The organism is Mesorhizobium sp. Arg314 (genome assembly GCF_053714275.1).
On sequence record NZ_JBSKBP010000002.1, the window covers coordinates 109,018 to 134,216 of the forward strand.

Genomic DNA, 25,199 nt, shown 5'->3' on the forward strand with positions numbered 1-25,199 from the left:
TTTGTCCGTGGAGAGGGGAGTTTTCGAGTCCCCTCTTATCGCAAGCTTTAGCGCGATACACCCCATCGCATGACGAAAAACGCCCGAAAACTGCCTCTGTAGCCAACACTTGCCGGCTTGATCGGGCTTGCCGGCTTGATCGAGACCGGGCTCAGGAAAAACTGTCGTAGCCGGCGCGGCCTTCGTCGAGCAGGCGGCGGATGACGGCGACGCCGCCTGCGACATCCTTGCTTTGCCGGGGTTGCGATACGCCAAAGCGTACGCCGTGAAAGACCTGCTCGGAACGGCCGGCCTTGAACTCGTCCTCGTCGTCGATGAGCAAGCCTTGCGCCAGGCAGGCATTCTTGAAGGTGCCGGACAGCCACGGATCCGGCAAGGTCAGCCAGATGAAGGGCACGTTGTCCCTTGTCTTGATGTCGAACCCCGCCAGCACGTCGCGCACGATGGCGAGACGTGTCTCGATCTCGGCGATGCAGCGCTTGCGGATTTCGCCCGCCTGGCCCGACATCACCAGCCTTGTGCTGACCTCGGCCAGCAGGAAGGGCAGGCCGCCGGTCATCATCTTGTGGGCGACGCGGATGCGATGGCGATAGGTCGGCGGACAGGAGAGCCAGCCGCCGCGCACGCCGGCCGCGACCGACTTCGACAGGCCGCCGGCGACGATCGTGCGCTCCGGCGCATACTCGGCCAGCAGCGGTGTCGGGTCGTCGGTGAGTTCGCCGTAAAGATCGTCCTCGATCAGCACGACATTGTACTCGCGCGCGATCCGCGCGATCGCCTGCCGCCGCTCCGCCGAGAGCGTCACCAGTGTCGGGTTCTTCGCCGTCGGCATCAGGAACATCACCTTCGGATGTTTCTGCGCGCAGACACGTTCGAAATCGTCCGGGTCGATGCCATCCTCGTCCGTCAAGACCAGTGCGATGCGGCGCCCGATCAGCCCGGCGCTGCGTGCGATCTGCGAATAGGTCAGGTGCTCGAAGACCACGTAGTCACCGGGCATGGTCAGCGCCGCGATCGCCGCCATCACCGCGGCATGGGTGCCCAGCGTCGGGACGATTGAATCGGGCGAGGGGCGGAAGGCGTTGCGCGCCAGCCAGCGGCTGCCTGCCTCGTACCAGCGTTCGGGAAAATCACGCGTGTAGCTTGAAATGTCGTGCGGATGTTCCTGCGCCGTGCGTGCCAGCATGTCGGCAATCACGGCGCCCTGGCCGACATCGGGCGCGGCGGTGCTGTCGAAACGCAGCTTGCCGCTCGGCGCGTCGATCAGGCGCGTGCCGTGCAAGCCCGGTTCGACTTCGGGTTTCGGGGTCTCGGCGCGCTGGCCGAGCACATAGGTGCCGCGCCCGACTTCGCCGCTCACCAGGCCGCGTTCGCGCAGCAGCTGATAGGCCCTGCCGATGGTGCCGACGGTCGTGCCGATATCATAGGCGAGGTCGCGCTGCGGCGGCAGTTTTGCACCGGCATCGATGATGCCCTTGTCGATATCTGACTCAATGCTGTCAGCAAGGCGCTGATAGAGTGGACCGGAGCCGGAAGAGAGATCAGGGAGCCAATTTGTCATGGTGACAATTTTCTATATTGCACCGCGCGATGAGTCAATCCATATCAAACCCGCGATTGGAAAGGTGCAATCGAGACAAGGCACAATGACAATGGATACAATTGAGACAATTCGCTACGCCGGCCAGGCGTCTCGCGCGCAGACCGATGCTCCGAGCCGCCGCGGCTTCATCGGTCGCCTCGTGCTCGTGCTCCGCTCCATCGCGAGGCAAGTCCACCGCATGCTGGAGCGCCGGCGCGGGCGTCTTGCACTCTTGGAGATGACGGACGATCAGCTCAAGGATATCGGCATCTCACGTTGCGATGCGTATCGCGAAGGCGTCAGAGCATTCTGGGAGTGACGGTTTATCGTCGAGTGACGATCTATCCTCAATTGACGATCTATCCTCGCCGCGATGCGATCCGGGTTGCGGGCTTTCCCCGCAACCGGCCGATGCCGTGATCGACAAGCACGGCGAGCACACTCAATGCGACGAACAACGCGGTGATAGCCAGTGCCGAGACGGCGACGCTGGCCGCGCCGTTCTTGGCTACGTCAAGGAACGGGTAGGGTACTTCGCCGGCGAATGGCGCGCGTATCAGCGCATAGGCGAGGTAGGCGATCGGATAGATCATCCACCAGGAGATGTCGCGCCAGCGCGTGCTCCCGTCGGCGCCTGTGGTGAGCCACCACACGACGAAGATAAACGGCGTGATGTAGTGGAGCAGGATGTCGCAAAGCAGGAACAGGCCCTGCGGTTGCCATAGGCCTGCCAGCACGGTCGTATAGACGATGAAGACCAGCGTGATGGCGACCGCGACGCCGGCCCGCATGCGCTGTCCGGCGAAGGCCGGGAACCAGGCATAGCCGGCCGGTGAGACCAGCGCGGCATGCACCATCACCGCCGCGATGTTGGTCAGGATGGTGAAAAAGCTGAAATAGAAGACGATCGAGCCGAGCAAGCTGCGTCCCGCCGCCATCGATGCCGGTATGGTGATGGCGAATTGCAGGACGAGCCCGGTAAGCCCGATAACCAGTCCCGCCATCTGCAGGAACCGGCTCATGGCAATCTCACGCTGCGGCCGCGCAGGACGGATTGCCGGCCTGCCAGCGAGCGATGTCGGAGCCTATGCGCGCGCCGAGCGGCTCGTTCATCAGCGGACCAAAGACGTCGACGCGGCTGGAATTGCCTTGCGCCTGCACGACCAGCAGCGGCTTGCCGCCATAATGCTTGGCGGGCACCAGCAGGAAGCGCGGCGTGCCGCTGTAGGAATTGAGCTCATTGGCCATCTGGTAGGCCTTGAAGGCGGGATCCTTGCTGGCGATCCAGCATTTGTGCGCCGAGATGGCAACCTGCTCCATGGCAAGCAGCGAGGCGCTTTTGCCCGACGGAACCGGCGTGGTCTTGGGGCTGGACTGGCACGAAGCCAAAGCAAGCCCGGCGACGGCCAGGAGAGCAAGGCGGGCAATCGTCGGTCTCATGGTCAGTCCGCCCCCGCGTTCCGATAGGGATGTCAAAGGATCAGGCCGCGATGCCGAGCGCGCTTTCAAACAGCGCCCGTCCGTCATTGCCGCCATGCGCCGCTTCGATCAGGTTCTCCGGATGCGGCATCAGGCCCAGCACATTGCCCTTGTCGTTGACGATGCCGGCGATGTCGTTGATCGAGCCGTTGGGATTGGTGCCTTCCGCATAGCGGAACACCACCTGGCCTTCGCCTTCGAGCCGGGCAAGCGTCTCGGCATCGGCGAAATAGTTGCCGTCATGATGCGCCACCGGTGAGCGAATGACCTGTCCGGGCTGGTAGCCGCGCGTGAACATGGTGTTGGCGTTGGCGATCTGGAGCTTCACCTGACGGCAGACGAATTTCAGCGAGGAATTGCGCATCAGCGCGCCGGGCAGCAGCCCGGCCTCGACCAGGATCTGGAAGCCGTTGCAGACGCCGATCACGGTGACGCCCTTGGCGGCCTTTTCGGCGACCGCCCGCATCACCGGCATGCGCGCCGCGATCGCGCCGCAGCGCAGATAGTCGCCGAAGGAGAAGCCGCCGGGGATGGCGATCAGGTCGACATCAGGGATTTCCGTGTCGGTCTGCCAGACGGTCGCCGGCGCCTGACCGGAAATCTTGGTCAGCGCCGCGATCATGTCGCGGTCGCGGTTGAGGCCAGGCAGGAGGACAACGGCTGATTTCATTTTGGTTCGAAAGGCCTCTGATTTTCGGCAAGTTCCCGCAAGTCGAGACGGCGGTCTATGCGTTCGAGTCGCTCGTCCTGACGGGCCAGAATTCCATAGATGTTGTGAATGTCGCTCTGCGTGGCCACCATGTGGCCTCGCATGACATTCAATTCGCGCTTCGTTTCGGACACATCTTGGCGAAGCTCACCAATTTCGTGGTGCACACGCTTCAATAGTTCGAACATCAATTCGTTCGTGGCTTCCGGCATAGTGCCTCCGGCACAACCTCAGGTTATGGCCACACTATAGTTCTCAATCACCGTGTTCGCCAGAAGCTTGTCGCACATGGCCTTGAGATCGGCCTCGGCCTTGGCCTTGTCGGTGCTGGCCAGCTCGATGTCGAACACCTTGCCCTGGCGCACCTGGCCGACGCCGTCGAAGCCGAGACCGGAGAGCGCGTGCTCGATCGCCTTGCCCTGCGGGTCCAGAACGCCGTTCTTGAGGGTCACGGTGATACGGGCTTTCATCAATGCTCCTAGGCGTACGGTCTTTTGGGAAAGGGGCCTGCCATTGCCCGGCAGGCCCGTCAGTATTTAGTGCTTCAGGCCCTTGGGCGACTCGGTGGAGGCGACGAGGACCGGGCCGGTCGGCCGCGGCGGCTCGTTCTCGTTGATGATGCCGAGACGGCGGGCAACTTCCTGATAGGCTTCGACCAGGCCGCCCATGTCACGGCGGAAGCGGTCCTTGTCCAGCTTGTCCTGGGTCGCGACGTCCCACAGCCGGCAGGAATCCGGCGAAATCTCGTCGGCGACGACGATACGCATCATATCGCCCTCGAACAGGCGGCCGCATTCGATCTTGAAGTCGACGAGCTGGATGCCGACGCCGAGGAACAGGCCGGAAAGGAAGTCGTTGACGCGAATGGCCAACGCCATGATGTCGTCAATTTCCTGCGGGCTTGCCCAGCCGAAGGCAGTGATGTGCTCTTCCGACACCATCGGGTCGTCGAGTGCGTCGGCCTTGTAATAGAATTCGATGATCGAGCGCGGCAGCACCGTGCCTTCCTCGATACCGAGGCGCTTGGACAGCGAGCCGGCGGCGACATTGCGCACGACGACCTCTAGCGGGATGATCTCGACTTCCTTGATCAGCTGCTCACGCATGTTGAGCCGGCGGATGAAGTGGGTCGGGATGCCCATGCGGTTCAGGTGGTTGAAGATGTGCTCCGAAATGCGGTTGTTGAGCACGCCCTTGCCATCGACCACTTCATGTTTCTTCTTGTTGAAGGCGGTGGCGTCGTCCTTGAAGAACTGGATCAGCGTCCCGGGCTCAGGCCCCTCATAGAGGATCTTGGCCTTGCCTTCGTAAATGCGGCGGCGATTTTTCATCTGATTTTTTCTCTGGATCTGCGGGCAGGCGGCAAGTGACCACTTCCTGTCCGTCTGCCTAAATTAGTATGGCGACGGTAGCGTTCAATGCCGGTGTTATCGCAATCGCCTTGTTTGCTCAATCGCCAAATCCCGCGAATCAACCGCTTTCGGGACTGAAATGCCGCAGCGCAGCATGCGACGAAGCATATTGACCGGCTCGCGGCCTTTTGATTTGTGCTTGCCCATCACATATTCACAGCGAAGGCGAATCGGATTGATCGGAGGGACGTCATGAGCAGCATGAAAGACCGTGAAGAGGGCTTTGAGCGCAAATTCGCCTTCGACGAGGAACTTCGCTTCAAGGCCGAGGCGCGGCGAAACAAGGTGCTCGGCCTCTGGGCCGCCGAGAAGCTGGGCAAATCCGGCGCCGATGCCGAAGCCTATGCCAAGGAAGTGGTGATCTCCGATATAGAGGAAGCGGGCGACCACGATGTCTTCCGCAAGATACGCAAGGATTTCGATGCCGCAGGCGTCAACCAGTCCGACCATCAGATCCGCCGCACCATGGACGAGCTGATGGCGCAGGCGATCGAGCAGATCAAGAATGCCTGAGGCTGGATGAGCATGATGTCGCCCGAAAACCGCGTCACACTTTTCGGCATCATGCTCTATCTCTTTGTTTTTACGCAATTCCGGACGGAAAACCGTTACACACTTTTCCTGGAATTGCTCTAGCTGGACCAATCGACCGCCCGGCATAACCGGGCGGTTTTTCTTTGCCTTCCCGTCGTTTCCGGCTGAAACTGCGGATTGTTAACAAGGAAAGTTCCGATGTCGCTCAAGTCCCGCCTGGCCGCCGACGAAACGCTGTTCACCGCCTGGTCGGGCGTGCCGGACGCGCTGACGGTCGAAATCATTGCCAAGCAGGGTTTTGACGCCGTCACCCTCGACATGCAGCATGGCGGCCACCACGAGGACAGCGTGCTGCGCGGCCTTGTGCCTGTGCTGGCCGCCAACAAGCCGGCGTTGGTGCGCATCCCGGTCGGGCGCTTCGACATGGCGAGCCGCGCGCTTGATTTCGGCGCCGAGGCGGTGATCGCGCCTATGGTGAACTCCGTGGCCGATGCCCGGCAGTTCGCCGCCGCGATGAAGTATCCGCCGCTGGGCGAGCGCTCCTGGGGGCCGACCTACGCCTTTCCGCGCCACGGCAAGGGCGACCATGCCGAATGGCTGCGCGATTCGAACCAGCGCACAATGGCCTTCGCGATGGTCGAGACGCGGGCGGCATTCGAGGCGCTGGACGGCATTTTGGACACGCCCGGCATCGACGGCATCTTCGTCGGTCCTTCCGACTTCTCGATCGCCTGGTCGAACGGCACCACCATCAATTCGACGCTGGAAAGCATGATGGAGACGGTCGCTTCGATCGCCGAGCGGACGCGCAAGGCCGGAAAGCATGCGGCGATCTACGTCATCGAGCCGGCGATTGCCGGCCGCGTCGTGTCGATGGGCTACCGGCTGCTCGCCATGGGCTCGGACCACACGCTGATCTCGCTCGGCGCAAAAACCCTTTTGAAAAGCATGCGGGATTCGATCGGCGGCTGAGGGAGCCTTACGGCTGCTTCAACTCCGTCAGGAACTTGGCGAAAGTCATCGAACCCTCCGGCCATGGGCCGAAGCCGGCGTCCTGGTTGAGATGGCCGGCCTCGCCGGCGTCGATGAAGAGCGATCCCCAGGCGGCGGCGATGTCCTCGGCGATCTCGAAGGCGCAGAACGGATCGTTGCGGCTGGCAATCACGATGGATGGAAAGGGCAGGGGATCGCGCGAATAGGGGCCAAAGGTCATCAGATGTCTCGGCCTGATGTCCGGATTGGAGACATCCGGCGGCGCCACGAAGAAGGCGCCGGCGACCGGCTTCTTGAATTGCGGGATAGCCTGCACTGCCGCCGCCACGCCGAGCGAGTGCGCGACGAGCACCACCGGCCGTTCGGCTTCATTGACGGCATTCGCCACGCTCGCCGTCCAGTCCTCGCGCACCGGCTTCGTCCATTCCGCCTGCTCGACCCGGCGGGCTGTCGACAGTTTCGACTGCCAGCGGGTCTGCCAGTGCTCGGGGCCGGAATTGGTGTAGCCTGGAACGATCAAAATATCTGTGTCTTTGACTTTCATGGCGCCGATGTAGCGAGCGCCCTTCTCGCCTGCAACCCTGTCGCAAATATCGGCGCGATCACAATTGTGAACAACTTGTTCGATTCTTGCTGTCTTGTGTGAACGATCGTAATCGACGATTTGAGGGGGAACACAATGGCTGGTGGCCGAAAAACCCATCTTGGGAACGAGCGCCGCCCGAACGGAGAGTTTGATGAGCGAATTGCCTTTTGCCGCGACCACCCCGGTCAGCGTGTCGCGCGTGGGGTTGAAGGCGCGCGACGCCGAGAGCCTGGCTGCCTATTACCGCGCCGTTGTCGGTCTGCAGGAACTGAGCCGCGCCGACGGGGCAATCACGCTTGGCGCCGCCAACCGACCATTGCTGGTGCTCGAAGCGGATTCTTCGGCCAAGCCGGACGATCCGCGCAGCGCCGGTCTTTTCCACACCGCTTTCCTTTTGCCGTCACGCGCCGATCTCGGCCGCTGGATCAGCCACGCCGCCGCCAACCGCATCGGCATCGAGGGCGCCTCGGACCATCTGGTCAGCGAAGCGCTGTATCTGACCGACCCGGAGGGCAATGGCATCGAGATCTATGCCGACCGCAGCCCTCAGGACTGGAAATGGAACGGCGACCGTATCGCCATGGCGACCGAGCGGCTGAACCTTCAGGCGGTGGTCGGCAGCGTGCCGGCGGGCGATGCCGGCTGGCAGGGCGCGCCGGAAAACACCATTGTCGGCCATGTGCATCTGCGCGTCGGCCGGCCGGAGGATGCGGAAGCCTGGTGGCATGACCAGTTCGGCTTCGACACCGTCGCCAAATATGGCGGCCAGGCGGTGTTCCTGTCGTCCGGCCATTACCATCACCATATCGGCGCCAATGCCTGGCAGAGCGCCGGCGCCGGCCGTCGCGATCCGTCCCGCTCAGGACTCGCCTGGGTCGAGATGCGCTCGAACAATGTGAAGGCCGAGACGGGCAGCGAGGATCCGTGGGGCACGATGATTAGGACCGTGCCAGGCAAGGCTTGAGCCAGGGCTGCGTCAGGCTGGAGCACGCCTCATCCGTCTCGGCGCCAAAGCGCCGATCCACCTTCTCCCACAAGGGGAGAAGGCAAGCTGCGCCAGCGTTACCGTCAATCGTAGAGGCTGGCGATTAGCCGAGATGCAGGCACCGGATTCTTCCTTCTCCCCTTGTGGGAGAAGGTGGCTTGTCGCGAAGCGACAAGACGGATGAGGGGTGCTCCAGCTTGACGCGAACGCACGCTTTGCACGACCTCAAGCTTCTCCGAACACCCGCTTGAAGATCGTGTCGACATGCTTGGTGTGGTAGCCGAGGTCGAATTTCTCGCGGATCTCTGCTTCGGGCAGGGCGGCCGTGACGTCCTTGTCGGCAAGCAGTTCCTCGAGGAAATCGGCGCCGTGTTCCCACACTTTCATGGCGTTGCGCTGCACCAGCCGGTAGGCGTCCTCACGTGACAGGCCGGCCTGGGTCAGTGCCAGCAGCACGCGCTGCGAATGCACCAGCCCGCGGAACGTGTTGAGGTTCTTCTCCATGTTCTCGGGATAGACGAGCAGCTTGTCGACGACGCCGGTAAGGCGTGCCAATGCGAAATCCAGCGTCACCGTCGCATCCGGCCCGATCATACGCTCGACCGAGGAATGCGAAATGTCGCGTTCATGCCAGAGCGCCACATCTTCCATCGCCGGCATGGCGTAGGCGCGCACCATGCGGGCAAGGCCGGTGAGGTTTTCGGTCAGCACCGGGTTGCGCTTGTGCGGCATCGCCGACGAGCCCTTCTGGCCCGGCGAGAAATACTCTTCCGCTTCCAGCACTTCGGTGCGCTGCAGATGGCGGATTTCGATGGCGAGGCGTTCGACCGACGAGGCGATCACGCCCAGCGTGGCAAAGAACATGGCGTGCCGGTCGCGCGGGATCACCTGGGTGGACACCGGCTCCGGCTTCAGCCCAAGTTTTGCCGCCACATGCTCTTCGACATAAGGCTCGATGTTGGCGAAGGTGCCGACGGCACCGGAAATGGCGCAGGTCGCGATGTCTTCCCGCGCATGCACCAGCCGCTCGCGGCAGCGCGAGAATTCGGCATAGGCCTGCGCCAGCTTGACCCCGAAGGTGGTTGGCTCGGCGTGGATGCCATGACTGCGGCCGATGGTGACGGTGTCCTTGTGCTCGAAGGCGCGGCGCTTCAGCGCCGCAAGCAGGGCATCGATGTCGGCAAGCAGGATGTCGCTGGCGCGCGTCAGCTGCACGGCAAGGCAGGTGTCGAGCACATCCGACGAGGTCATGCCCTGGTGGATGAAGCGGGCATCCGGCCCGACGAATTCGGCAAGGTGGGTCAGGAAAGCGATGACGTCATGCTTGGTGACGCGTTCGATCTCGTCGATCTTTGCGACGTCGAATTTGGCCGCGCCGCCTTTTTCCCAGATCGTCCTTGCCGCTTCTTTCGGGATGACGCCCAGTTCCGCCAGCGCATCGCAGGCATGCGCCTCGATCTCGAACCAGATGCGGAAGCGGGTTTCGGGCGACCAGATGGCGACCATTTCCGGCCGGGAATAGCGAGGGATCATCCGTTTTTCAATCCTGCCTAGATAAGCGCTGGCCGCGTCCTAACAGAGGCAGGCCCGATGCTCAACGCCGCTGCCGCGCAAACCAGATGCTTGCCGCGACAAGTGCCGCAAAACCCAGCGGAAAATAGAGCCGCACGCCAAGCACGGCGAACTGGTAGAGCGCGGTCAGCATGGTGAAGGCGAATTCGAATGCCCAGGTCGGCGTAAACGCCGGCGCATGCCACTCGGCATAACAGGAACGATATTGCAGCGCGAACAGGCCGCCGGTGAAGGCGAGTGTCATTGCCAGAAGCGACACGAATGCCGCGGCGAAGGCTGTTTCCCAATGGCGGTCGCGAGAAACCAGCCTGGCCAGCGTCAGCCCAACCGGAAAGGCAAGCACGCTGCCAAGCACATAAGGCAGCGCAACGAAACGGACCCGGTCGGGCGTTTCCCAGGCGGCCAGCAGAAGATTTGTCAGCGCGCTGGCACCCATGGCCATGCCCCAAAGCAAGGTTCCCACAGTAGCCTCGCTTGCCGATGGAATAGCAGCACGCAACCGAGCCGTGATGCCGCGGCGCAAGGGAACCTGCTGCAGCGGCGTCATCGGCGGCAAGCCATATCGCGCGCCACGTGTCCGGGCGTGATCGGTTTGGCATCTGTCTCATGGACGTCATGCCTATCGCGCCATGGTGAACGAGATGTGCCGAGCAATGCATCCAATCCGGCGTTCATTTGTTATTGTCGGCCGTCTCGCATCCGAAAGGGCAAATCGCCATCCAGCGGAGGACCAGCATGAGCACCGACATCGGCAAGATACGCGGACATATGGAAGTGATCGGCGCCGACGGCGTCCATATCGGCACCGTCGACAAGGTCGAGGGTGACCGGATCAAGCTGACCAAGGCCGACAGCGGCATGGGCTCGCACAAGGGCCATCACCATTACATTTCGCTCGCCCTGGTTGCGGAGATCGACGGGCCGAAGGTCTGGCTGTCGGCGAATTCCGATGTCGCCGTCACCTTCGAGGAAGAAAAATCCGATCCAACCTGATCTTTGTTTTTACGCAATTCCGGACGAAGGCTCGGCGAAGTCGCCGAGCCTAACCGCTACACACTTTTTCTGGAAATGCGTCGGTCAGCGCGACGACCAGACCGGAAACAGATCGCCGGCGGCGGGCGTCGCGGCATGGACGCCGCGGCTGATGGCGCGCGCCATGGTCGCGCCGGCTGTCGCGAACAGATCGATCGCGGCATCGGCGCTGAGCTCGATGCCGCTCCTGCCTGTCGCCAGCGCAAAGACGAGATCGCCGTCCGCCGGCGTATGCGTCGGCCAGATGGCGCGGGCGAATCCGTCATGCGCCGAAATCGCCAGTCGCTTGGCCGCGGCCTTGGTCAGAACGGCGTCGGTGGCAATCACGGCGATGGTGGTGTTGGAGCCTTCGGCCTCGCCGCCGACGCGCCTGTCGCGATATTTCAAACGTATCTTCCTGGCGTCTTCGGGCAGCGGAGCGGGATAGCCCAGGCCGCCGAACTCGTCGCCGATCTCGAAGGGTGCCGCCCAGAAATGGCGGCTGCGGCCGACCGTGACCGAGCCGGTCGGGTTAACGGCGGCGAGCGCGCCGACAGTGACGCCGCCGTCAAGAACGGTCGAGGCGGAGCCCAGCCCGCCTTTCAGCCCGGAGGTCAGCGCGCCGGTGCCGGCACCGGCCGTGCCGATGGCAAAATCCACTGCTGCCGCCTGCACGGCCTCATAGCCGAGTTCGCGATAGGGCGGATAACGGCCCCAGTCCTTGTCGCCGCCATTGCGCAGGTCGAACAGGATCGCGGCCGGCACGATCGGCACGCGGAAGCCACCCACCTCGACGCCAATGTTTTTCTCGCGCAGCGCCGCTTGCACGCCGGAGGCGGCGTCGAGGCCGAAGGCGGAGCCGCCTGACAGAACGACGGCATGGATCGTGGCGATCGAATTCTGCGGCTCGAGCAGGTCGGTCTCGCGCGTGCCCGGCGCGCCGCCCAGCACCTGGACGCCGGCAACGGCAGGCTCATCGCACAGCACCACCGTGACGCCGGATTTCAGCATGGCATCGGCCGCGTTGCCGACGCTCAAGCCCGCAACGTCAGTGATCAGGTTGCGCGGACCGGTGCGGAACATCAGTTGCCCTCCAGCGGCACGAAATGCGTGCCGTCGAAGCGGTAGACGCGGAACGGGTTCCGGCTGAGATCACCCTTGTCGTCGAAGCGGATGGCGCCGATCGCGGTCGTGAAATCATGGCCGGTCAGTGCTTCGCCGAGCAGGTGGCCGGAGCTTTCCGCGCCAGCCAGCGCGGCCCTGGCGACCTCGACCGCGGCATAGGCCGGAAGGGCATAGCCATCCGGCGCGATGTTCTTTGCGCCGAAGGCCTGCACAATTCTGGGGTCGGCGATCTCCGACCATTCGGGCGGCGCTATCATCAGCGTGCCGACGGCGTAGGGGACAGCGCCTGGCGGCGCGCGCAGGTTCTCGCCGCCGGCAAAGGTGATGCCGGCATCGAGCTGGGCGGCATCGCGGCCCATGATCGCGATATCGTCGCCGTCGCCGCCGGCGAACACCTTGGTCGCGCCGGCCTTTTTCAGCCGGCCGATCAATCCGATCTGGTTGTCGAGCTGAGGTCGGAACGTGTCGACGAAGACCGGCTTCAGCGCCGCCTGCTCGGCCGCGGCGCGGAAAGTCTCAGCCATCTCTCGGCCATAGATGGTGCCGTCGTCAACGATGGCGAACAGGTCGTCGCGCCAGAGCTGCGTAAGGTTTGCGGCAACCGCATTGCGCTCATCGTCGCCGCGCGGGCCGAGCCGGTAGACCAGCCAGCCGGTCTTGGCGCGTCGGTCGGTCAGGCTTTCAGTGCGCACGCCGACCGTGATGACCGGAATGTTGGCGTCCTTCAGGAACGGCATCGCGGCCTCTATCGCCTCGGTGCAGAGAAAGCCCACCACGACATTAACCTTGGCGTCGACGAATTCCTTTGCCGCCGCGGCGCCGCCATCGGCGGTGCAGGCATCGTCAACGGACTTGATCGCGATGCCGTTTGCCTCCGCCGCCAGCCCGGCGCCGGCCTCGACCTCTTTGCCCAGGATCGCCGATGGACCGGAAAGCGGCGCCGCAACGCCGACCAGCTTCTCGGCGTCAGCGCTCGCGGCCAGTGACAGCCAGAGCAGCACAGCTGATGTCGTCGTGAGAAGACGCATTCGGGCTAAGAGATCCTCCATGCCGGGAATACAGTCCCGACACTATTGCAGCAAAGACCTAAAGGCTGGCTAAGCGCCGCGCAACACGCGAATTTGCGGATTGCAGTCAAGCACTTCGCCCGTGCTAGGAAACTTGTGGCGTGCAATATGCCGCCATATATAACGAACTGGTTTCGACAGGTGGATTATCGGGTGCTTAAGATCAATGACATCGGGCCGCAGCACTATCGCGATGCGATGGCGCATTTTGCCGGGCATGTGCATGTTGTGACGACGGACGGTCCGGGCGGCAAGCGAGGCGCGACGGTGATCGCCGCCTGTTCGGTTTCGGACACGCCGCCGATGGTTCTGGTCTGCCTCAACCGCGAGAACGCCAAGAACGAAGCCTTCATCAAAAACGGCAAGTTCGCGCTGAACACCCTGGCCTCGGACCAGGAAGCCGTCTCGGTCGGCTTTTCCGGCATCACCGGCCTGCCGGCGGACGAGCGCTTCGCGCTTGGGGAGTGGGATGTGATCTCCAGCGGGGCGCCGACGTTGAAAGGCGCGCTGGCCGTGTTCGACTGCGAGATTATCGACAGCAAGGATTTGGCCACCCATCGTGTGCTTTTTGGCAAGGTGACAGGCCTGCGCATCGGCGATAATTTGCGGCCGCTGATCTACCACAACCGCGGCTACCATTTTCTTTGAAACGTGCAAGCGGGATCCACGGAGACAAGATGACCGCGCCGCGCCCCGCGCCGAAATCGATCGACGAAACGCTCGATCTTTTGACCGGCGCGGACTATGTCGCGGACCGTTCGCTGGCGACAGTGCTGTTTCTTTCGCTGCGCATGAAGCGGCCCTTGTTCCTCGAGGGCGAGGCGGGCGTCGGCAAGACCGAGATCGCCAAGGTGCTGGCCGACGCGCTCGGCCGCCGGCTGATCCGCTTGCAATGCTATGAGGGGCTCGACGTCTCCTCAGCCGTCTATGAGTGGAATTATGCCGCCCAGATGATCGAGATCCGCATGGAAGAGGCGGCTGGCAAGGTCGTGCGCTCCGATATGGAGCGTAACGTCTTTTCCGAAAAATACCTGATCCGCCGCCCGGTGCTCGACGCGCTGACCGGCAAGGCGGGCGCCGCGCCGGTCTTCCTGATCGACGAGCTTGACCGCACGGACGAAGCGTTCGAGGCGTTCCTGCTCGAGATATTGTCGGACTTCCAGGTCACGGTTCCGGAGCTTGGCACGATCAAGGCGGAAGAGCCGCCGATCGTCATCATCACCACCAACCGCACGCGCGAGATCCATGACGCGCTGAAGCGGCGCTGCCTTTATCACTGGGTCGACTATCCGAATGCGGAGCGCGAGCTGGAGATCGTTCGGCGCAAGGTGCCGCAGGCGAACCGCCGGTTGTCGGCGGAGGTCGTGTCCTTCATCCAGAAGCTGCGCCAGATCGAGTTGTTCAAGGCGCCCGGCGTCGCCGAAACCATCGACTGGGCCGGTGCGCTGACCGAGCTCGACAAGGTGGCGCTCGATCCGGAAACCGTGTCCGATACGATCGGCGTGCTTTTGAAATACCAGGACGACATTGCCCGCATCGGCGAGGGCGAGGGCCGGCGTATCCTCAATGAGGTGAAGGCCGAGCTTTCGGCGGCGGAGTAGGCGCGATGCCTGTAGCGCGCCCGGAGCCCAGGGAAGCGACCGCGGATGGGCGCATCGCTGACAATATCGTCTATTTCGCGCGGGCGCTGCGCAAGGCCGGCATGCGCGTCGGCCCGGCCTCGGTGAAGGACGCCATCGAGGCGGTGCTTGCCGCAGGCATCGGCTCGCGCGACGATTTCTACTGGACGCTGCATGCGGTGCTGGTCTCGCGGCACGAGGATCATCCGGTCTTCGACGAGGCTTTCCGCCTGTTCTGGAAATCGCGCGAGCTTATCGAGAAGCTGCTGGCGATGTTTTCGCCGGTCGCGCCGGACGATCGCGAAAAGCAGAAGCCGCGCGCGGCCGAGAACCGCGTCAGCCAGGCGATGTTCGAAGGCCACCAGAAAAGCCAGCCGGTTCGGGAAGTGCCGGAGATCGAGGTCGACGCGCGCCTCACCTTTTCCGGCAACGAGGTGCTGCGCGGCAAGGATTTCGCCCAGATGGACGCCGGCGAAATGGCCGAGGCCAAAAAGGCGATCGCGGCCTTGCGCCTACCCTTCGACCTGATCCGCACGCGGCGCTTCAAGGCCGACGCACAGGGACGCCGCATCGATCCGCGCGCCATGATGCGCTCGGCGGCGCGCACCGGCGGCCAGCTTATCCTGCCGAAATTCCGTTCTCCGCGCGAAGTGCATCCGCCGCTGGTCGTGCTGGCCGACATTTCGGGCTCGATGAGCCAGTATACCCGCATCTTCCTGCACTTCCTGCACGCCCTGACGGAGAAACGTCGCCGCGTGCATGCCTTCGTCTTCGGCACGCGGCTGACCAACCTGACCCGGCAGATGCGCCATCGCGATCCGGACGAGGCGCTGGCCGAATGCTCGGCGGCGGTGAAGGACTGGTCGGGCGGTACCCGTATCGGCGACACGCTCGCCGAGTTCAACCGGCTGTGGTCGCGGCGCGTGCTGGGGCAGGGCGCCGTGGTGCTTCTCATCACTGACGGGCTGGAGCGCGACGACGTCACCGGCCTGTCGGAGGAGATGGAGCGGCTGCATAAATCCTGCCGGCGGCTGATCTGGCTCAATCCGCTTTTGCGCTTCGACGGGTTCGAGGCGAGGGCCCGCGGCGTGAAGGCGATGCTGCCGCATGTCGACGAGTTCCGGGCAGTGCACAATCTCGACGCGCTGGCCGATCTCTGCGCCTCTCTCGACCAGCGGCCGGCGGTTGCGGTCGATCCGCGCCGCTGGCTGCAAACTGGCGGGAGGCGCGCCGCGTAGCCATATGTCCGGGGGAAAACATTCGTTTCCCAAAGGGAAAACTAAAGTTTCCCTTGAAAAACAGACTTTGTGAGAACCGACGATGGAAGAGAGCATTTATCTCGATGAAGCCCGCGATCCCCTGATCATCGCGGAAGGCTGGATGAAGGACGGCAAGGATGTCGCCATCGCGACCGTGGTCGAGACATGGGGTTCGGCGCCGCGCCCGGTCGGCAGCCATCTGGTCATCGACGCCGAGGGGAATTTCCATGGTTCGGTCTCCGGAGGCTGCGTCGAGGGCGCCGTGGTGACGGAGGCGATCGACGTCATTGGCTCGGGCAAGGCCAGGATGCTGGAGTTCGGCGTCGCCGACGAGACCGCCTGGCAGGTGGGGCTGTCCTGCGGCGGCCGCATCAAGGTCTATGTCGAGCGGCTGGGCTGACCATCGTGGATCCGTATGTTCTAAAGACACTCAACGAAGAACGCCGCGCCCGCCGCGCCGCGGTGCTGGTCACTGACCTTGGCGACGGCCGCGACCGCATCGTGCGCGAGGGCGACCATGTTGCGGGCGATCTCGGGGCGGCAATCGCCAGCGCGTTCCGCACCGGCAATTCGAGGTCGGTGGAGGCGGAAGGGCGGACGTTCTTTCTCAACGCGCATCTGCCGCGCCCGCGCCTCGTGGTAATCGGCGCCGTGCATATCAGCCAGGCGCTGGCGCCGATGGCCAGGATCGCCGGCTATCCCGTCGAGATCATCGATCCGCGCACCGCCTTCGCCACCCCGGAACGCTTTCCCGACGTCGCGCTGCATGCCGAATGGCCGGAGGATGTGCTGAAGCGCGCGCCGCTCGACAGCTACACCGCGCTTGCGGCCGTCACGCACGATCCCAAGATCGACGATTTCGCGCTGAAGGCGGCGCTCGACGCCCGATGCTTCTATGTCGGGGCGCTCGGCAGCCGCAAGACCCACGCCAAGCGTGTCGAACGCCTGCTGGCGCTCGGCGCCGGCGCCGACCAGATCGCCCGCATCCATGCGCCGATCGGTCTCGATATCGGCGCTGCAAGTCCGGCTGAGATCGCTGTCGCCGTCCTTGCGCAGACCATCTACGCTTTCCGCTCGCGCGGTCTCGAAGCAAAAGGCGCCGTGGCGTGAAATTCGGGCCGGTTCCAATCGATCAGGCGGAAGGCGCGGTGCTGGCGCATGCGACCACCGCCGGTGAAAAACGCTTCCGCAAGGCGCATCGGCTGAGCAGCGGGGATGTCGCGGCGCTCAAGGCGGCGGGCATCAGTGAAGTCGTGGCAGCGGTTCTTGCCGTGGACGATCTCGGCGAGGATGCCGCTGCCGCCAGGATCGCAGCCGGCATGAGCCACCGCAACATCGAGGTCAAGCCGGCCGCGACCGGGCGGGTGAACCTGCATGCAGGGGCAGCGGGCGTCTTTACCGTCGACGCCGGGATGATCGACGCCATCAATGCCGTCGATCCGGCCATCACCATCGCGACGCTGGCGCAGCACGCGCCGGTCGAGAAGGGCCAGATGGTGGCGACGGTGAAGATCATCCCCTTTGCCGTCGCCGCAAGCCTGGTCGATGCGGTGGTGAAGGCCTGCGCCGGCCGCGAGATATTTGCCGTCAACGCCTATCGCCCCATCAATGTCGGCGTCATCCAGACGGTGCTTCCCGGCGTCAAGCCGAGCGTGCTCGACAAGACGGTGCGCGTCACCGAGGCGCGGCTGGCGCGCTCCGGTGGCCGGCTGACGGCCGAACGGCGCACGCCGCATGAGGTGGCGCCGGTCGCGGCGGCCGCGACCGCGCTGGCGCGCGACAATGACATGGTGGTGATCTTCGGCGCCTCGGCGATGAGCGATTTCGCCGATGTCGTGCCGGCCGCGATCGAACGGGCCGGTGGTACGGTCATCCGCGCGGGCATGCCGGTCGATCCCGGCAATCTGCTCGTGCTGGGAACGCTCGACGGCAAGCGCGTCGTCGGCGCGCCTGGATGTGCCCGCAGCCCGAAGGAGAATGGCTTCGACTGGGTGCTGGATCGCCTGATTGCCGGGCTCGAGGTGACGGCGGGCGATATTGCCGGCATGGGCGTCGGCGGGCTTTTGATGGAAATCCCGACCAGGCCGCAGCCGCGCGAGCCGACACCGCAGCCGGCAAGATCGGCGCTGAAAGTCGATGTCGTGCTTTTGGCCGCCGGCCGTTCGAGCCGCATGGGCGGGCCGAACAAGCTTCTGGCGCTGTTCGACGGCGAGCCCCTTGTGCGCCGCACCGCAGGGCGTGCGCTGGGCTCGAAGGCCGCCGGCACCGTCGTCGTCACCGGACATCAGCGCGAGCGCGTGCGCTCAGCGCTTGCCGGTCTTCGCGTGACAGTCGCGGACAATCCCGATTTCGCCGACGGCCTTGCCTCGTCGTTGAAGGCTGGCATCGCAAAGGTCGCACCCGATGCGGCCGGCGCCATGATCGTGCTCGGCGACATGCCGGGCATTTCGTCGACGGACCTCGACAGCCTGATCGACGCGTTCCGCCGCTCCGGCGGTCACGCCGTGGTGCGCGCCTCGCATCAGGGCAAGCGCGGCAATCCGGTGCTCCTGCCGCGATCGCTTTTCGCGGCCGTCGCGCAACTCGAGGGCGATACCGGCGCGCGCCATCTGGTCGAAGCCGAGGGGCTTGACGTCATCGATGTCGAGATCGGGCAGGCCGCCTCGATCGATGTCGATACGCGAGAGGCGCTGGAAGGGGCGGGCGGCGTTCTGCAGGATTGACAAAGCGGATCCGAATTTCGCATGGCTCTTGGCATGTCTTTCCGTTTCCGACTTTTCTTCGCCCTGACTGCCGCGACCGCGCTTTCCCTTTCGGCCGCCGAGGGGCAGACGCTGTCCCTGAAATCGTTCAAGGACGACCTCTTTGCTTATCCGGCGACGCTGTCGACCGGCGACAACGGCGCCTACACCGTCCTCGACTATCGCGAGATGCGCGACATCAATCAGCGCGACGAGGTGCCGGAAAAGCGCGTGCATGCGCAATATACCGATCCCGGCGTGCGCAAGGTGCAGCAGGATCTGATGCTGAAGACCGATGCCGGCGACGTCAGGCATGTCGCGGTCGGCAAAACGGAAGGCGCTTCGATCATCGTGCTCTACCTGCACGGCCAGGGTGGCAGCCGCAAGCAGGGCGTCGACGACTTCACCTTCGGCGGCAATTTCAACCGGATCAAGAACCTGATGGCGGCCAATAACGGCCTTTATCTTTCGCCGGATTTCCCCGATTTCGGCGACAAGGGCGCGGCGCAGGTTGCGGCGCTCATCGATCATTATGCAGAGACGTCGCCAGGCGCGAAGATCTTCGTGGCCTGCGGCTCGATGGGCGGGATGATCTGCTGGAAGCTTGCCGCGCGCAAGGATACGGGCAGCCGCATCAACGGTCTGCTGCTGCTCGGCTCACTATGGGATGACAGCTTTCTGACCAGCCCCGCCTTCAATCGCCGCGTGCCGGTATTCTTCGGTCAGGGCAGCCATGACGTGGTTTTCCCGGTGGAGAAGCAGGAAGCTTTCTTCCGCTCGATCCTCGCCAGGAAGTCCTATCCGACCCGATTTGTCCGCTTCGAGACCGGCACGCATGGCACGCCGATCCGCATGGTCGACTGGCGCGGCACGCTGAACTGGATGCTGACGAACGCGCCCTGACAAGCGCGTTCCGTGTTCAAGGGGCGGTGTTGTAGTCGATGATCGTCTGCGGATTGATCTCGCCGTCATAGGATGCATCGACGTCATACTGGACGAGCGAGAAGTCGCCATTGCGAAACAGATAGGTTCCCGATGAGGAGGCGTCCCCCACACCACGCCACTTGTCGGATGTGGTGATGGTTTTGGTGTTGTCGTCATAGTCGGAGTTGGTCGCCCAGCCGCTCGTCTTGAAACCAATGATGTGGATCGACTCGACCTTGCCTTCGCTGTTGTTGTGCTCGTAGCGGATATCGAGATCCGGCTCGGTGAACTGCAGCTGGGTCACGCCGTTGACGTCGTCAGAGATGTAGTAGACCGCGGTCTCGTTGTAGGCGGCCATCGAGCAGAAGAAGCGGAACAGCCGCGTCACGCGCTCCGGGTCGCTGGGTTGGGCGTCCTTGTCCTTGTAGTGGATGGAATGAGCGGCCGGTTCGCCGGTCGGCTTGCCGTCCGGATCTTGCTTGTCGCACTGGTCGCCGTAGGTGGCGAGGAACGCCTTCTTGGCCTGTTCCAGCGCCTCGTCCTTCTTCGGCGGTGGCGGGCCGTCGCCGCAGCTTGCCGGTAAGGCGCTGTCGAAATCCTCGGTCGACGGCTTCAGAGCGCCTTTGTCGATGAAGATCGGCTGGAAGGGCGGCTCCTGGATCTGCGCATTGACCTGCCGGAGTGTGTAGCAGCCGGCGAAAACCTTGGCCTCGCCCTTCTTGTCGGTGGCCTTGATGGCGACAGGGACACTGTAATAGATGCTGCCGGCCGCACCTTCGTCCGATACGCCGCCGGTCTTCACTTCAACGCTATCGGTGCCGTCGTAACCCTTGACGAAGGCGTTGAAGTCTTTTGCCGGCTTTGTATCGCCGAAATAACCCCAGGCGCGGGCGAATTCGTGGCGGTTGATGGCGCTGTAAAGCGAGCGGATGACCGCATCGGCGCTGGACCTGTCGTCGAGATAGGGCGCGTCGGCTGCAAGCGCCGACTGGCCGATACTGGCAAGGGAGAACAAGGCAGCCGCAGCGAGAAGGACACGTCTCATCGGGAATCTCCGCTCGATAACGAAAATACTACCACGGCGATTGCGGCGACGCGGTGACCCCGGGGCATGACTGCTTGAAGAATCGTAGCCGGAGGCGCTAGCTCACGGCCCGCGGCGCTGGGGCCGCCAGGGAGATTACCCGTGACCATTTCCATGTACGATATATCGGTGGGCGTCTTTTCCGCCCGGCTGAAGGCGCTGGCCAGCGTCCTGACGGCGGCGGAGCAGAATGCCGGCGAGCGCAAGATCGATCCGCAAGTGTTCCTCACCGCGCGGCTGGCGCCGGACATGTTTGCGCTGACGAGGCAGGTCCAGATCGCCACCGACCATGCCAAGGGCGCGCCGTCGCGGCTCGCCGGCCGCGAGGTGCCGAAATACGAGGACAATGAAACGAGCTTTGCCGAGCTACAGGCCCGAATCGCCAAGACGCTTGATCATCTGGCATCGTTTGCGGCGGCCGATCTGGAGGGATCGGCGGACAGGACAGTCGAGGTGAGGGTCGGTGGACGCGAAACCACGCTGCCCGGCCTGCAATACCTGCTGCACCTGGCGATGCCGAACTTCTATTTCCATGTCACAACGGCCTACGACATCCTGCGCCACAATGGCGTGCCGCTCGGCAAGCAGACGTTTTTGGGAAATCGTTGACGGAGCAGTGATTTAAGGGTTTCCCGGCAGCGCCGGGAAACCTCTTGTCGGCCGAGCTTTATATTGATGCATGTCCCGAAACTGCGGCACACTTTCGGACGACATGCATTAGCGCAGCCTCAGCGGATCGACATTTCGCGCGCGATGCGCGGAAAATCCGCCGGCTTGATGCCGATATCGGCGCGGTCCGTGTTGCTCATCGCATTCAGAAGCGCGAGCGCCGCGCGGTAACGCTGGTGTTCCTGCGGCCGCGGCCGAGCGAACATTTCAGTGAAGAACCCCATGACTCAGTTGCCCCGTTGGTCCTCCCGACAACAGAATATAGGCGATTTGTTAAAATTGTGCAGTGCAGCAATTGCATGGCTGCCATGCCGCACGAAATTTTTTCCGCCACAATCGATTTTTCGTGAAACTTTTCGGCAGGCTCAACCGTAGGCACCAGTGCCGGCACATGGCTGGCTTTTTTCCTCGCCACTCCTGGCGACCTTGCCGGACTGCACGAAAATGCGGTCCGGCTTTTTATTTGATGCCTCCGGTCGGCATAAACGCCTGCAATTGTTAATATCGCCAGAAGTCATTTTTAACGAGGGCGCCCTATGTTCAGCGGCATCAACGCATGCCGTGACGACAGGGAGGCTGAGATCGGCACCGGGAACAAGCTCGATTTCGCATCGTTGCTCGACGACCTGATCGTCGCCTCGGAGAAAGGCGAGGACGAGGGCGCCCGGCCATCCATTCCGTTCGACTATCTGTCCGTGGCCGATGAACTGCATTCCGGCCGCATCAAGGTCGCGGGCGAGAGCGTCGCCGCCGAATATCGCGAACAAGGCACCGATCTAGCGGCCGAGTTCGCAGCACTTCTCGACCAGGCAAAACTGGCGCTTGCCGGCGAAGAGCGCCGGCCTGAGGAAAGGCTGCCGCCGATCGATCCCGAAGCGATTGCCGGTGAGCTCGGCCTCGACCGTCCGGCCAAGAATGCCGATTTCGGCCGCATCCGCCGCAATTTCGCTTTCGCCAATCATCCGGATCGGGTCGCGCCGCATCTGCGTCAGAGGGCCATGATCCGCATGCAGGTGGCCAACATGCTGATCGACGAGGCAAAGCGGCGGGCCCTGGCCGGGGCCAGGCGGTAGTTCCCTCCGTCAAAGATTTCAGCGGTTCGCTTCGGTGAACCATCGTAAGCGTTTGAAATTGGCTGGAGCCTCCACAAAATTCGTCATCCTTGGGCGTAGCGACGCGAGGCGGAGCGAAGACCCGAGGATCCATGCCGTTACCTCAGCCGAGAAGTGCAGCGGAGCAGAATTCTGCAGCGTAGCAACGCTCTGATGTCATGGCATGGATCCCGGGGGGCTGCGCGGCGTCGCTTCGCTCCTTGCTCCGCCCCAGGATGACGAACTGACTGGCGCTTCGGCCAATCTCCACCTGTGCAACTTTGCAAAACGCAAGCGTTTTGCCCTATGTTCAATTTCCTCCCCGCGCAGCCGCGCAAGACCTCCCCGCCGGAGACATTCCATGCACAAACGCCGCCTCGGTCGGACCGATCTCCTTGTTTCGCAAATCTGCCTGGGGTCGATGACCTGGGGCCAGCAGAACACCGAGGCCGAAGGCCATGCGCAGATGGATCTGGCATTTTCGCGCGGCGTCAATTTCATCGACACGGCCGAGCTTTACCCGATCCCGCCCAAGGCCGAGACGCAAGGGCGAACCGAGAAGATCATCGGCAGCTGGATGAAGGCCAACGCCAACCGCGACAAGGTCATCCTTGCCTCGAAAGTGGTCGGCCGCACGGCCAACACATGGTTCCGCGGCGATGGTCCGTCGAAGCTGGTGCGCGCCGACATTTTCGACGCGGTCGAGAAATCGCTGACCAAGCTCGGCACCGATTATATCGACCTCTATCAGATCCACTGGCCGGACCGGGACATTCCGTGGGGCTCGAACCCGACGCGCGTCGGGGCGGTGGCGCGCCGGGCCGACGCCGCGGCTGCGCCCATAGGCGAAACGCCGATTGCCGAAACGCTCGCTGTCTTCGAGGAATTGGTGAAAGCGGGAAAAATCCGCCATCTCGGGCTCTCGAACGAAAGCTCCTGGGGCGTCATGCGGTTTCTGTTCGAGGCCGAGAAGGGCAGCGGTCCGCGAGTCGCCTCGCTGCAGAACGCCTACAACCTCGTCAACCGCACCTTCGAGGTGAATCTTGCCGAGGTCTGCGAACGCGAAGAGATCGCGTTTCTTCCCTATTCGCCACTGGCCCAGGGCTATCTCACCGGCAAATACGATCATGGCGCGCGACCGCTGGGTTCGCGCTCACAGCTCTTCAACCGCGGCCAGCGATATGAGACGCCAAATGCGGCGGAGGTGCAGGTCGAATACAACGAGCTGGCGCGCTCCTTCGGCATGGAGCCGGCGCTCTTCGCCAACGCCTATGTGGCGAGCCGGCCCTTCGTGACGGCGAACATCGTCGGCGCGACCACCATCGCGCAGCTCGACACGGCGCTGTCCTCGGCGGGCGTCACCTGGACGGAAGAGATGCAGAAGGCGGTCGACGCCATCCATCAGCGCGTCGGCAATCCTTGCCCGTGATCGGGAATCGTTGAGAAAAGACAAGAAAATCATAGAGAGAACAGGGGGATGGAGGCAATGGCAGATTTTCCGATCGAGGCCGTGCGCGGCAGATTTCCGGCACTTTCGCTGACCGACAAAGGGCGCCGGCGCATCTATCTCGACAATCCCGCCGGCACGCAGGTGCCGAAGACGGTGGCGGACGCGGTATCGCGCTGCCTGCTCAACACCAACGCCAACCTCGGCGGATTCTTCGAGACCACCGTTGCAGCGCAGCACGTGGTCGACGGCGCACATGCCGCGATCGCCGATTTCCTCAACGCCGCGAGCGTCGAGGAGATCGTGATCGGCGCCAATATGACGACACTGACCTATCACATGTCGCGCACGCTTGGCCGGACGATGAAGACCGGCGACGAGATCATCGTCACGCGCATGGACCATGAAGGCAATGTTTCGCCCTGGCTGCAGCTTGGCGAGGATCTCGGCCTCGTCGTGCGCTTCCTGCCGTTCGACGAGCAGAGCTGGCAAGTCGAGGAAGAAACTCTGCAGTCGCTGCTTTCGGAAAAGACGCGGCTCGTGGCGTTGAACTACGCCTCGAACCTCACCGGCTCGATCAACCGGGTGCAGGCGCTGACGGCGATTGCCAGGCAGGCCGGAGCGCTGGTCTATGTCGATGCCGTGCAATTCGCGCCGCACGGGCTGATCGACGTTAAGGCGCTCGGCTGCGATTTCCTGATCTGCTCGGCCTATAAATTCTTCGGGCCGCATATGGGCATATTGTGGGGGCGCCGCGACGTCATCGATGGTCTCAAGCCCTACAAATGCCGCTGCTCGTCGAACGGCCTGCCGGAGCGTTTCGAACTTGGCACGCCGCAGATCGAGCTGATGGCTGGACTGACGGCCGCCGTCGACTATTTTGCCGATCTCGGCGCTGCCGCTGGCGAGGCCGGATCGCGGCGGCGGCGGATCGCCAGGGCGTTCGAGGTCTCGATCGCCTACGAGAACGCGCTGGCCCGGCAACTGATCGAAGGCCTGTCCGATATCGAAGGCCTGATCATCCGCGGCATCACCGATCCGGAGCGCCTCGTCGACCGGGTGCCGACCGTTTCCTTCACCGTCGAAGGCATTGCGCCGGAAACGATCGTGCGGCAGATGAATGCCGAAAACATCTTCCTGTGGTCAGGCCACAATTATGCGTGGGAGATCGTCCACCAACTCGGCATACCGGCCGAGCAAGGCGTCGTGCGCATCGGCATTGCCCATTATAATACGGCGGCCGAGATCAGGGAGACGCTGGAAAGCGTGCACCGCGTGATCGCGATGCTGAGGCAGGAACGTTCTTAAGC

Annotated in this window: 30 protein-coding genes; 16 read left to right on the top strand and 14 right to left on the bottom strand. The window is 63.4% G+C overall.

What is annotated here, in order from left to right; genetic code table 11:
- Positions 1-151: 151 nt before the first annotated feature.
- Complete coding sequence (locus ACWGS9_RS02555; RefSeq protein WP_454503744.1) at positions 152-1,561, bottom strand: aminotransferase-like domain-containing protein; 1,410 nt, start codon at positions 1,559-1,561, stop codon at positions 152-154.
- Between ACWGS9_RS02555 and ACWGS9_RS02560 the strand changes: the two genes are divergently transcribed.
- The gene (locus tag ACWGS9_RS02560) at positions 1,560-1,901 is read left to right on the top strand and encodes a DUF1127 domain-containing protein (protein WP_454503745.1); all 342 of its coding nucleotides are present in this window, start codon (positions 1,560-1,562) and stop codon (positions 1,899-1,901) included. The two genes, ACWGS9_RS02555 and ACWGS9_RS02560, sit on opposite strands and share 2 nt — an antisense overlap.
- Before the next feature lie 40 nt (positions 1,902-1,941).
- On the opposite strand, the gene ACWGS9_RS02565 is transcribed toward ACWGS9_RS02560, so the two are convergent.
- From ACWGS9_RS02565 to purC, 6 genes are all read right to left on the bottom strand, one after another.
- On the bottom strand, positions 1,942-2,604 hold the full coding sequence (locus tag ACWGS9_RS02565; RefSeq protein WP_454503746.1) for a Pr6Pr family membrane protein: 663 nt from the start codon (positions 2,602-2,604) through the stop codon (positions 1,942-1,944).
- 7 nt (positions 2,605-2,611) lie between these two features.
- A complete protein-coding gene (locus ACWGS9_RS02570; RefSeq protein WP_454503747.1) occupies positions 2,612-3,022 on the bottom strand; it encodes a hypothetical protein in 411 nt (136 codons plus the stop codon).
- Between the two features lie 40 nt (positions 3,023-3,062).
- Entirely contained in the window at positions 3,063-3,731 is a 669-nt protein-coding gene (gene purQ / locus ACWGS9_RS02575) for a phosphoribosylformylglycinamidine synthase subunit PurQ (protein ID WP_454503748.1), read from the bottom strand.
- Positions 3,728-3,982 carry a hypothetical protein gene (locus tag ACWGS9_RS02580; protein WP_320213567.1) on the bottom strand — a complete coding sequence of 85 codons (255 nt, stop codon included), beginning with the start codon at positions 3,980-3,982 and terminating at the stop codon, positions 3,728-3,730. The genes purQ and ACWGS9_RS02580 overlap by 4 nt, the downstream gene beginning before the upstream one ends.
- An 18-nt stretch (positions 3,983-4,000) precedes the next feature.
- Positions 4,001-4,243: a phosphoribosylformylglycinamidine synthase subunit PurS gene (purS, locus tag ACWGS9_RS02585; protein WP_454503749.1), complete on the bottom strand. Its 243-nt coding sequence runs from the start codon at positions 4,241-4,243 to the stop codon at positions 4,001-4,003.
- A gap of 63 nt (positions 4,244-4,306) precedes the next feature.
- Entirely contained in the window at positions 4,307-5,101 is a 795-nt protein-coding gene (gene purC / locus ACWGS9_RS02590) for a phosphoribosylaminoimidazolesuccinocarboxamide synthase (protein ID WP_320213565.1), read from the bottom strand.
- 273 nt (positions 5,102-5,374) lie between these two features.
- Here purC and ACWGS9_RS02595 point away from each other — a divergent pair, with 273 nt between their 5' ends.
- Both ACWGS9_RS02595 and ACWGS9_RS02600 read left to right on the top strand, forming a co-directional pair.
- Positions 5,375-5,695, top strand: coding sequence for a DUF1476 domain-containing protein (locus ACWGS9_RS02595; protein WP_454503750.1), 321 nt, complete (start codon positions 5,375-5,377; stop codon positions 5,693-5,695).
- A gap of 219 nt (positions 5,696-5,914) precedes the next feature.
- A complete protein-coding gene (locus ACWGS9_RS02600) occupies positions 5,915-6,688 on the top strand; it encodes an HpcH/HpaI aldolase family protein (protein ID WP_320213563.1) in 774 nt (257 codons plus the stop codon).
- 7 nt (positions 6,689-6,695) lie between these two features.
- On the opposite strand, the gene ACWGS9_RS02605 is transcribed toward ACWGS9_RS02600, so the two are convergent.
- Positions 6,696-7,253 (bottom strand): RBBP9/YdeN family alpha/beta hydrolase, encoded by a 558-nt coding sequence (locus ACWGS9_RS02605; RefSeq protein WP_454503751.1) that lies wholly within the window; start codon positions 7,251-7,253, stop codon positions 6,696-6,698.
- A gap of 193 nt (positions 7,254-7,446) precedes the next feature.
- On the opposite strand from ACWGS9_RS02605, the gene ACWGS9_RS02610 reads away from it, so the two are divergent.
- Complete coding sequence (locus ACWGS9_RS02610; protein ID WP_454503752.1) at positions 7,447-8,259, top strand: VOC family protein; 813 nt, start codon at positions 7,447-7,449, stop codon at positions 8,257-8,259.
- 246 nt (positions 8,260-8,505) lie between these two features.
- Here ACWGS9_RS02610 and purB read toward each other — a convergent pair whose 3' ends face one another.
- Positions 8,506-9,813, bottom strand: a complete 1,308-nt coding sequence (gene purB / locus ACWGS9_RS02615) for an adenylosuccinate lyase (protein ID WP_454503753.1) — start codon at positions 9,811-9,813, stop codon at positions 8,506-8,508.
- 61 nt (positions 9,814-9,874) lie between these two features.
- Positions 9,875-10,399 (bottom strand): hypothetical protein, encoded by a 525-nt coding sequence (locus tag ACWGS9_RS02620; protein WP_454503754.1) that lies wholly within the window; start codon positions 10,397-10,399, stop codon positions 9,875-9,877.
- Between the two features lie 188 nt (positions 10,400-10,587).
- Here ACWGS9_RS02620 and ACWGS9_RS02625 point away from each other — a divergent pair, with 188 nt between their 5' ends.
- Positions 10,588-10,845 (top strand): DUF2171 domain-containing protein, encoded by a 258-nt coding sequence (locus tag ACWGS9_RS02625; protein WP_454503755.1) that lies wholly within the window; start codon positions 10,588-10,590, stop codon positions 10,843-10,845.
- 84 nt (positions 10,846-10,929) lie between these two features.
- On the opposite strand, the gene ACWGS9_RS02630 is transcribed toward ACWGS9_RS02625, so the two are convergent.
- Entirely contained in the window at positions 10,930-11,946 is a 1,017-nt protein-coding gene (locus ACWGS9_RS02630; protein ID WP_454503756.1) for a P1 family peptidase, read from the bottom strand.
- Positions 11,946-13,016 carry a branched-chain amino acid ABC transporter substrate-binding protein gene (locus ACWGS9_RS02635; protein ID WP_454503757.1) on the bottom strand — a complete coding sequence of 357 codons (1,071 nt, stop codon included), beginning with the start codon at positions 13,014-13,016 and terminating at the stop codon, positions 11,946-11,948. Before ACWGS9_RS02635 ends, ACWGS9_RS02630 begins: the two co-directional genes overlap by 1 nt.
- Before the next feature lie 192 nt (positions 13,017-13,208).
- Here ACWGS9_RS02635 and ACWGS9_RS02640 point away from each other — a divergent pair, with 192 nt between their 5' ends.
- From ACWGS9_RS02640 to ACWGS9_RS02670, 7 genes are all read left to right on the top strand, one after another.
- Positions 13,209-13,703, top strand: coding sequence for a flavin reductase (locus ACWGS9_RS02640; protein WP_454503758.1), 495 nt, complete (start codon positions 13,209-13,211; stop codon positions 13,701-13,703).
- Positions 13,704-13,732: 29 nt separating this feature from the next.
- A complete protein-coding gene (locus ACWGS9_RS02645; RefSeq protein WP_040981224.1) occupies positions 13,733-14,656 on the top strand; it encodes an AAA family ATPase in 924 nt (307 codons plus the stop codon).
- Between the two features lie 5 nt (positions 14,657-14,661).
- On the top strand, positions 14,662-15,912 hold the full coding sequence (locus tag ACWGS9_RS02650; protein ID WP_454503759.1) for a vWA domain-containing protein: 1,251 nt from the start codon (positions 14,662-14,664) through the stop codon (positions 15,910-15,912).
- 82 nt (positions 15,913-15,994) lie between these two features.
- Positions 15,995-16,333: an XdhC family protein gene (locus ACWGS9_RS02655; protein WP_454503760.1), complete on the top strand. Its 339-nt coding sequence runs from the start codon at positions 15,995-15,997 to the stop codon at positions 16,331-16,333.
- Positions 16,334-16,338: 5 nt separating this feature from the next.
- Positions 16,339-17,043, top strand: coding sequence for an XdhC family protein (locus ACWGS9_RS02660; protein ID WP_454503761.1), 705 nt, complete (start codon positions 16,339-16,341; stop codon positions 17,041-17,043).
- Entirely contained in the window at positions 17,040-18,656 is a 1,617-nt protein-coding gene (locus ACWGS9_RS02665; protein WP_454503762.1) for an NTP transferase domain-containing protein, read from the top strand. Before ACWGS9_RS02660 ends, ACWGS9_RS02665 begins: the two co-directional genes overlap by 4 nt.
- A 33-nt stretch (positions 18,657-18,689) precedes the next feature.
- Positions 18,690-19,577 carry an alpha/beta hydrolase gene (locus ACWGS9_RS02670; RefSeq protein WP_454503763.1) on the top strand — a complete coding sequence of 296 codons (888 nt, stop codon included), beginning with the start codon at positions 18,690-18,692 and terminating at the stop codon, positions 19,575-19,577.
- Between the two features lie 16 nt (positions 19,578-19,593).
- On the opposite strand, the gene ACWGS9_RS02675 is transcribed toward ACWGS9_RS02670, so the two are convergent.
- Positions 19,594-20,643, bottom strand: coding sequence for a DUF1176 domain-containing protein (locus tag ACWGS9_RS02675; protein WP_454503764.1), 1,050 nt, complete (start codon positions 20,641-20,643; stop codon positions 19,594-19,596).
- Positions 20,644-20,784: 141 nt separating this feature from the next.
- Between ACWGS9_RS02675 and ACWGS9_RS02680 the strand changes: the two genes are divergently transcribed.
- A complete protein-coding gene (locus tag ACWGS9_RS02680; RefSeq protein WP_454503765.1) occupies positions 20,785-21,291 on the top strand; it encodes a DUF1993 domain-containing protein in 507 nt (168 codons plus the stop codon).
- Between the two features lie 119 nt (positions 21,292-21,410).
- Here ACWGS9_RS02680 and ACWGS9_RS02685 read toward each other — a convergent pair whose 3' ends face one another.
- The gene (locus ACWGS9_RS02685) at positions 21,411-21,575 is read right to left on the bottom strand and encodes a DUF1127 domain-containing protein (protein WP_112098519.1); all 165 of its coding nucleotides are present in this window, start codon (positions 21,573-21,575) and stop codon (positions 21,411-21,413) included.
- 312 nt (positions 21,576-21,887) lie between these two features.
- On the opposite strand from ACWGS9_RS02685, the gene ACWGS9_RS02690 reads away from it, so the two are divergent.
- The 3 genes from ACWGS9_RS02690 (at position 21,888) to ACWGS9_RS02700 (ending at position 25,197) form a co-directional block, all read left to right on the top strand.
- On the top strand, positions 21,888-22,424 hold the full coding sequence (locus tag ACWGS9_RS02690; protein ID WP_454503766.1) for a hypothetical protein: 537 nt from the start codon (positions 21,888-21,890) through the stop codon (positions 22,422-22,424).
- 379 nt (positions 22,425-22,803) lie between these two features.
- The gene (locus ACWGS9_RS02695; protein WP_454503767.1) at positions 22,804-23,871 is read left to right on the top strand and encodes an aldo/keto reductase; all 1,068 of its coding nucleotides are present in this window, start codon (positions 22,804-22,806) and stop codon (positions 23,869-23,871) included.
- Positions 23,872-23,928: 57 nt separating this feature from the next.
- A complete protein-coding gene (locus tag ACWGS9_RS02700; protein WP_454503768.1) occupies positions 23,929-25,197 on the top strand; it encodes a cysteine desulfurase-like protein in 1,269 nt (422 codons plus the stop codon).
- Positions 25,198-25,199 lie beyond the last annotated feature (2 nt).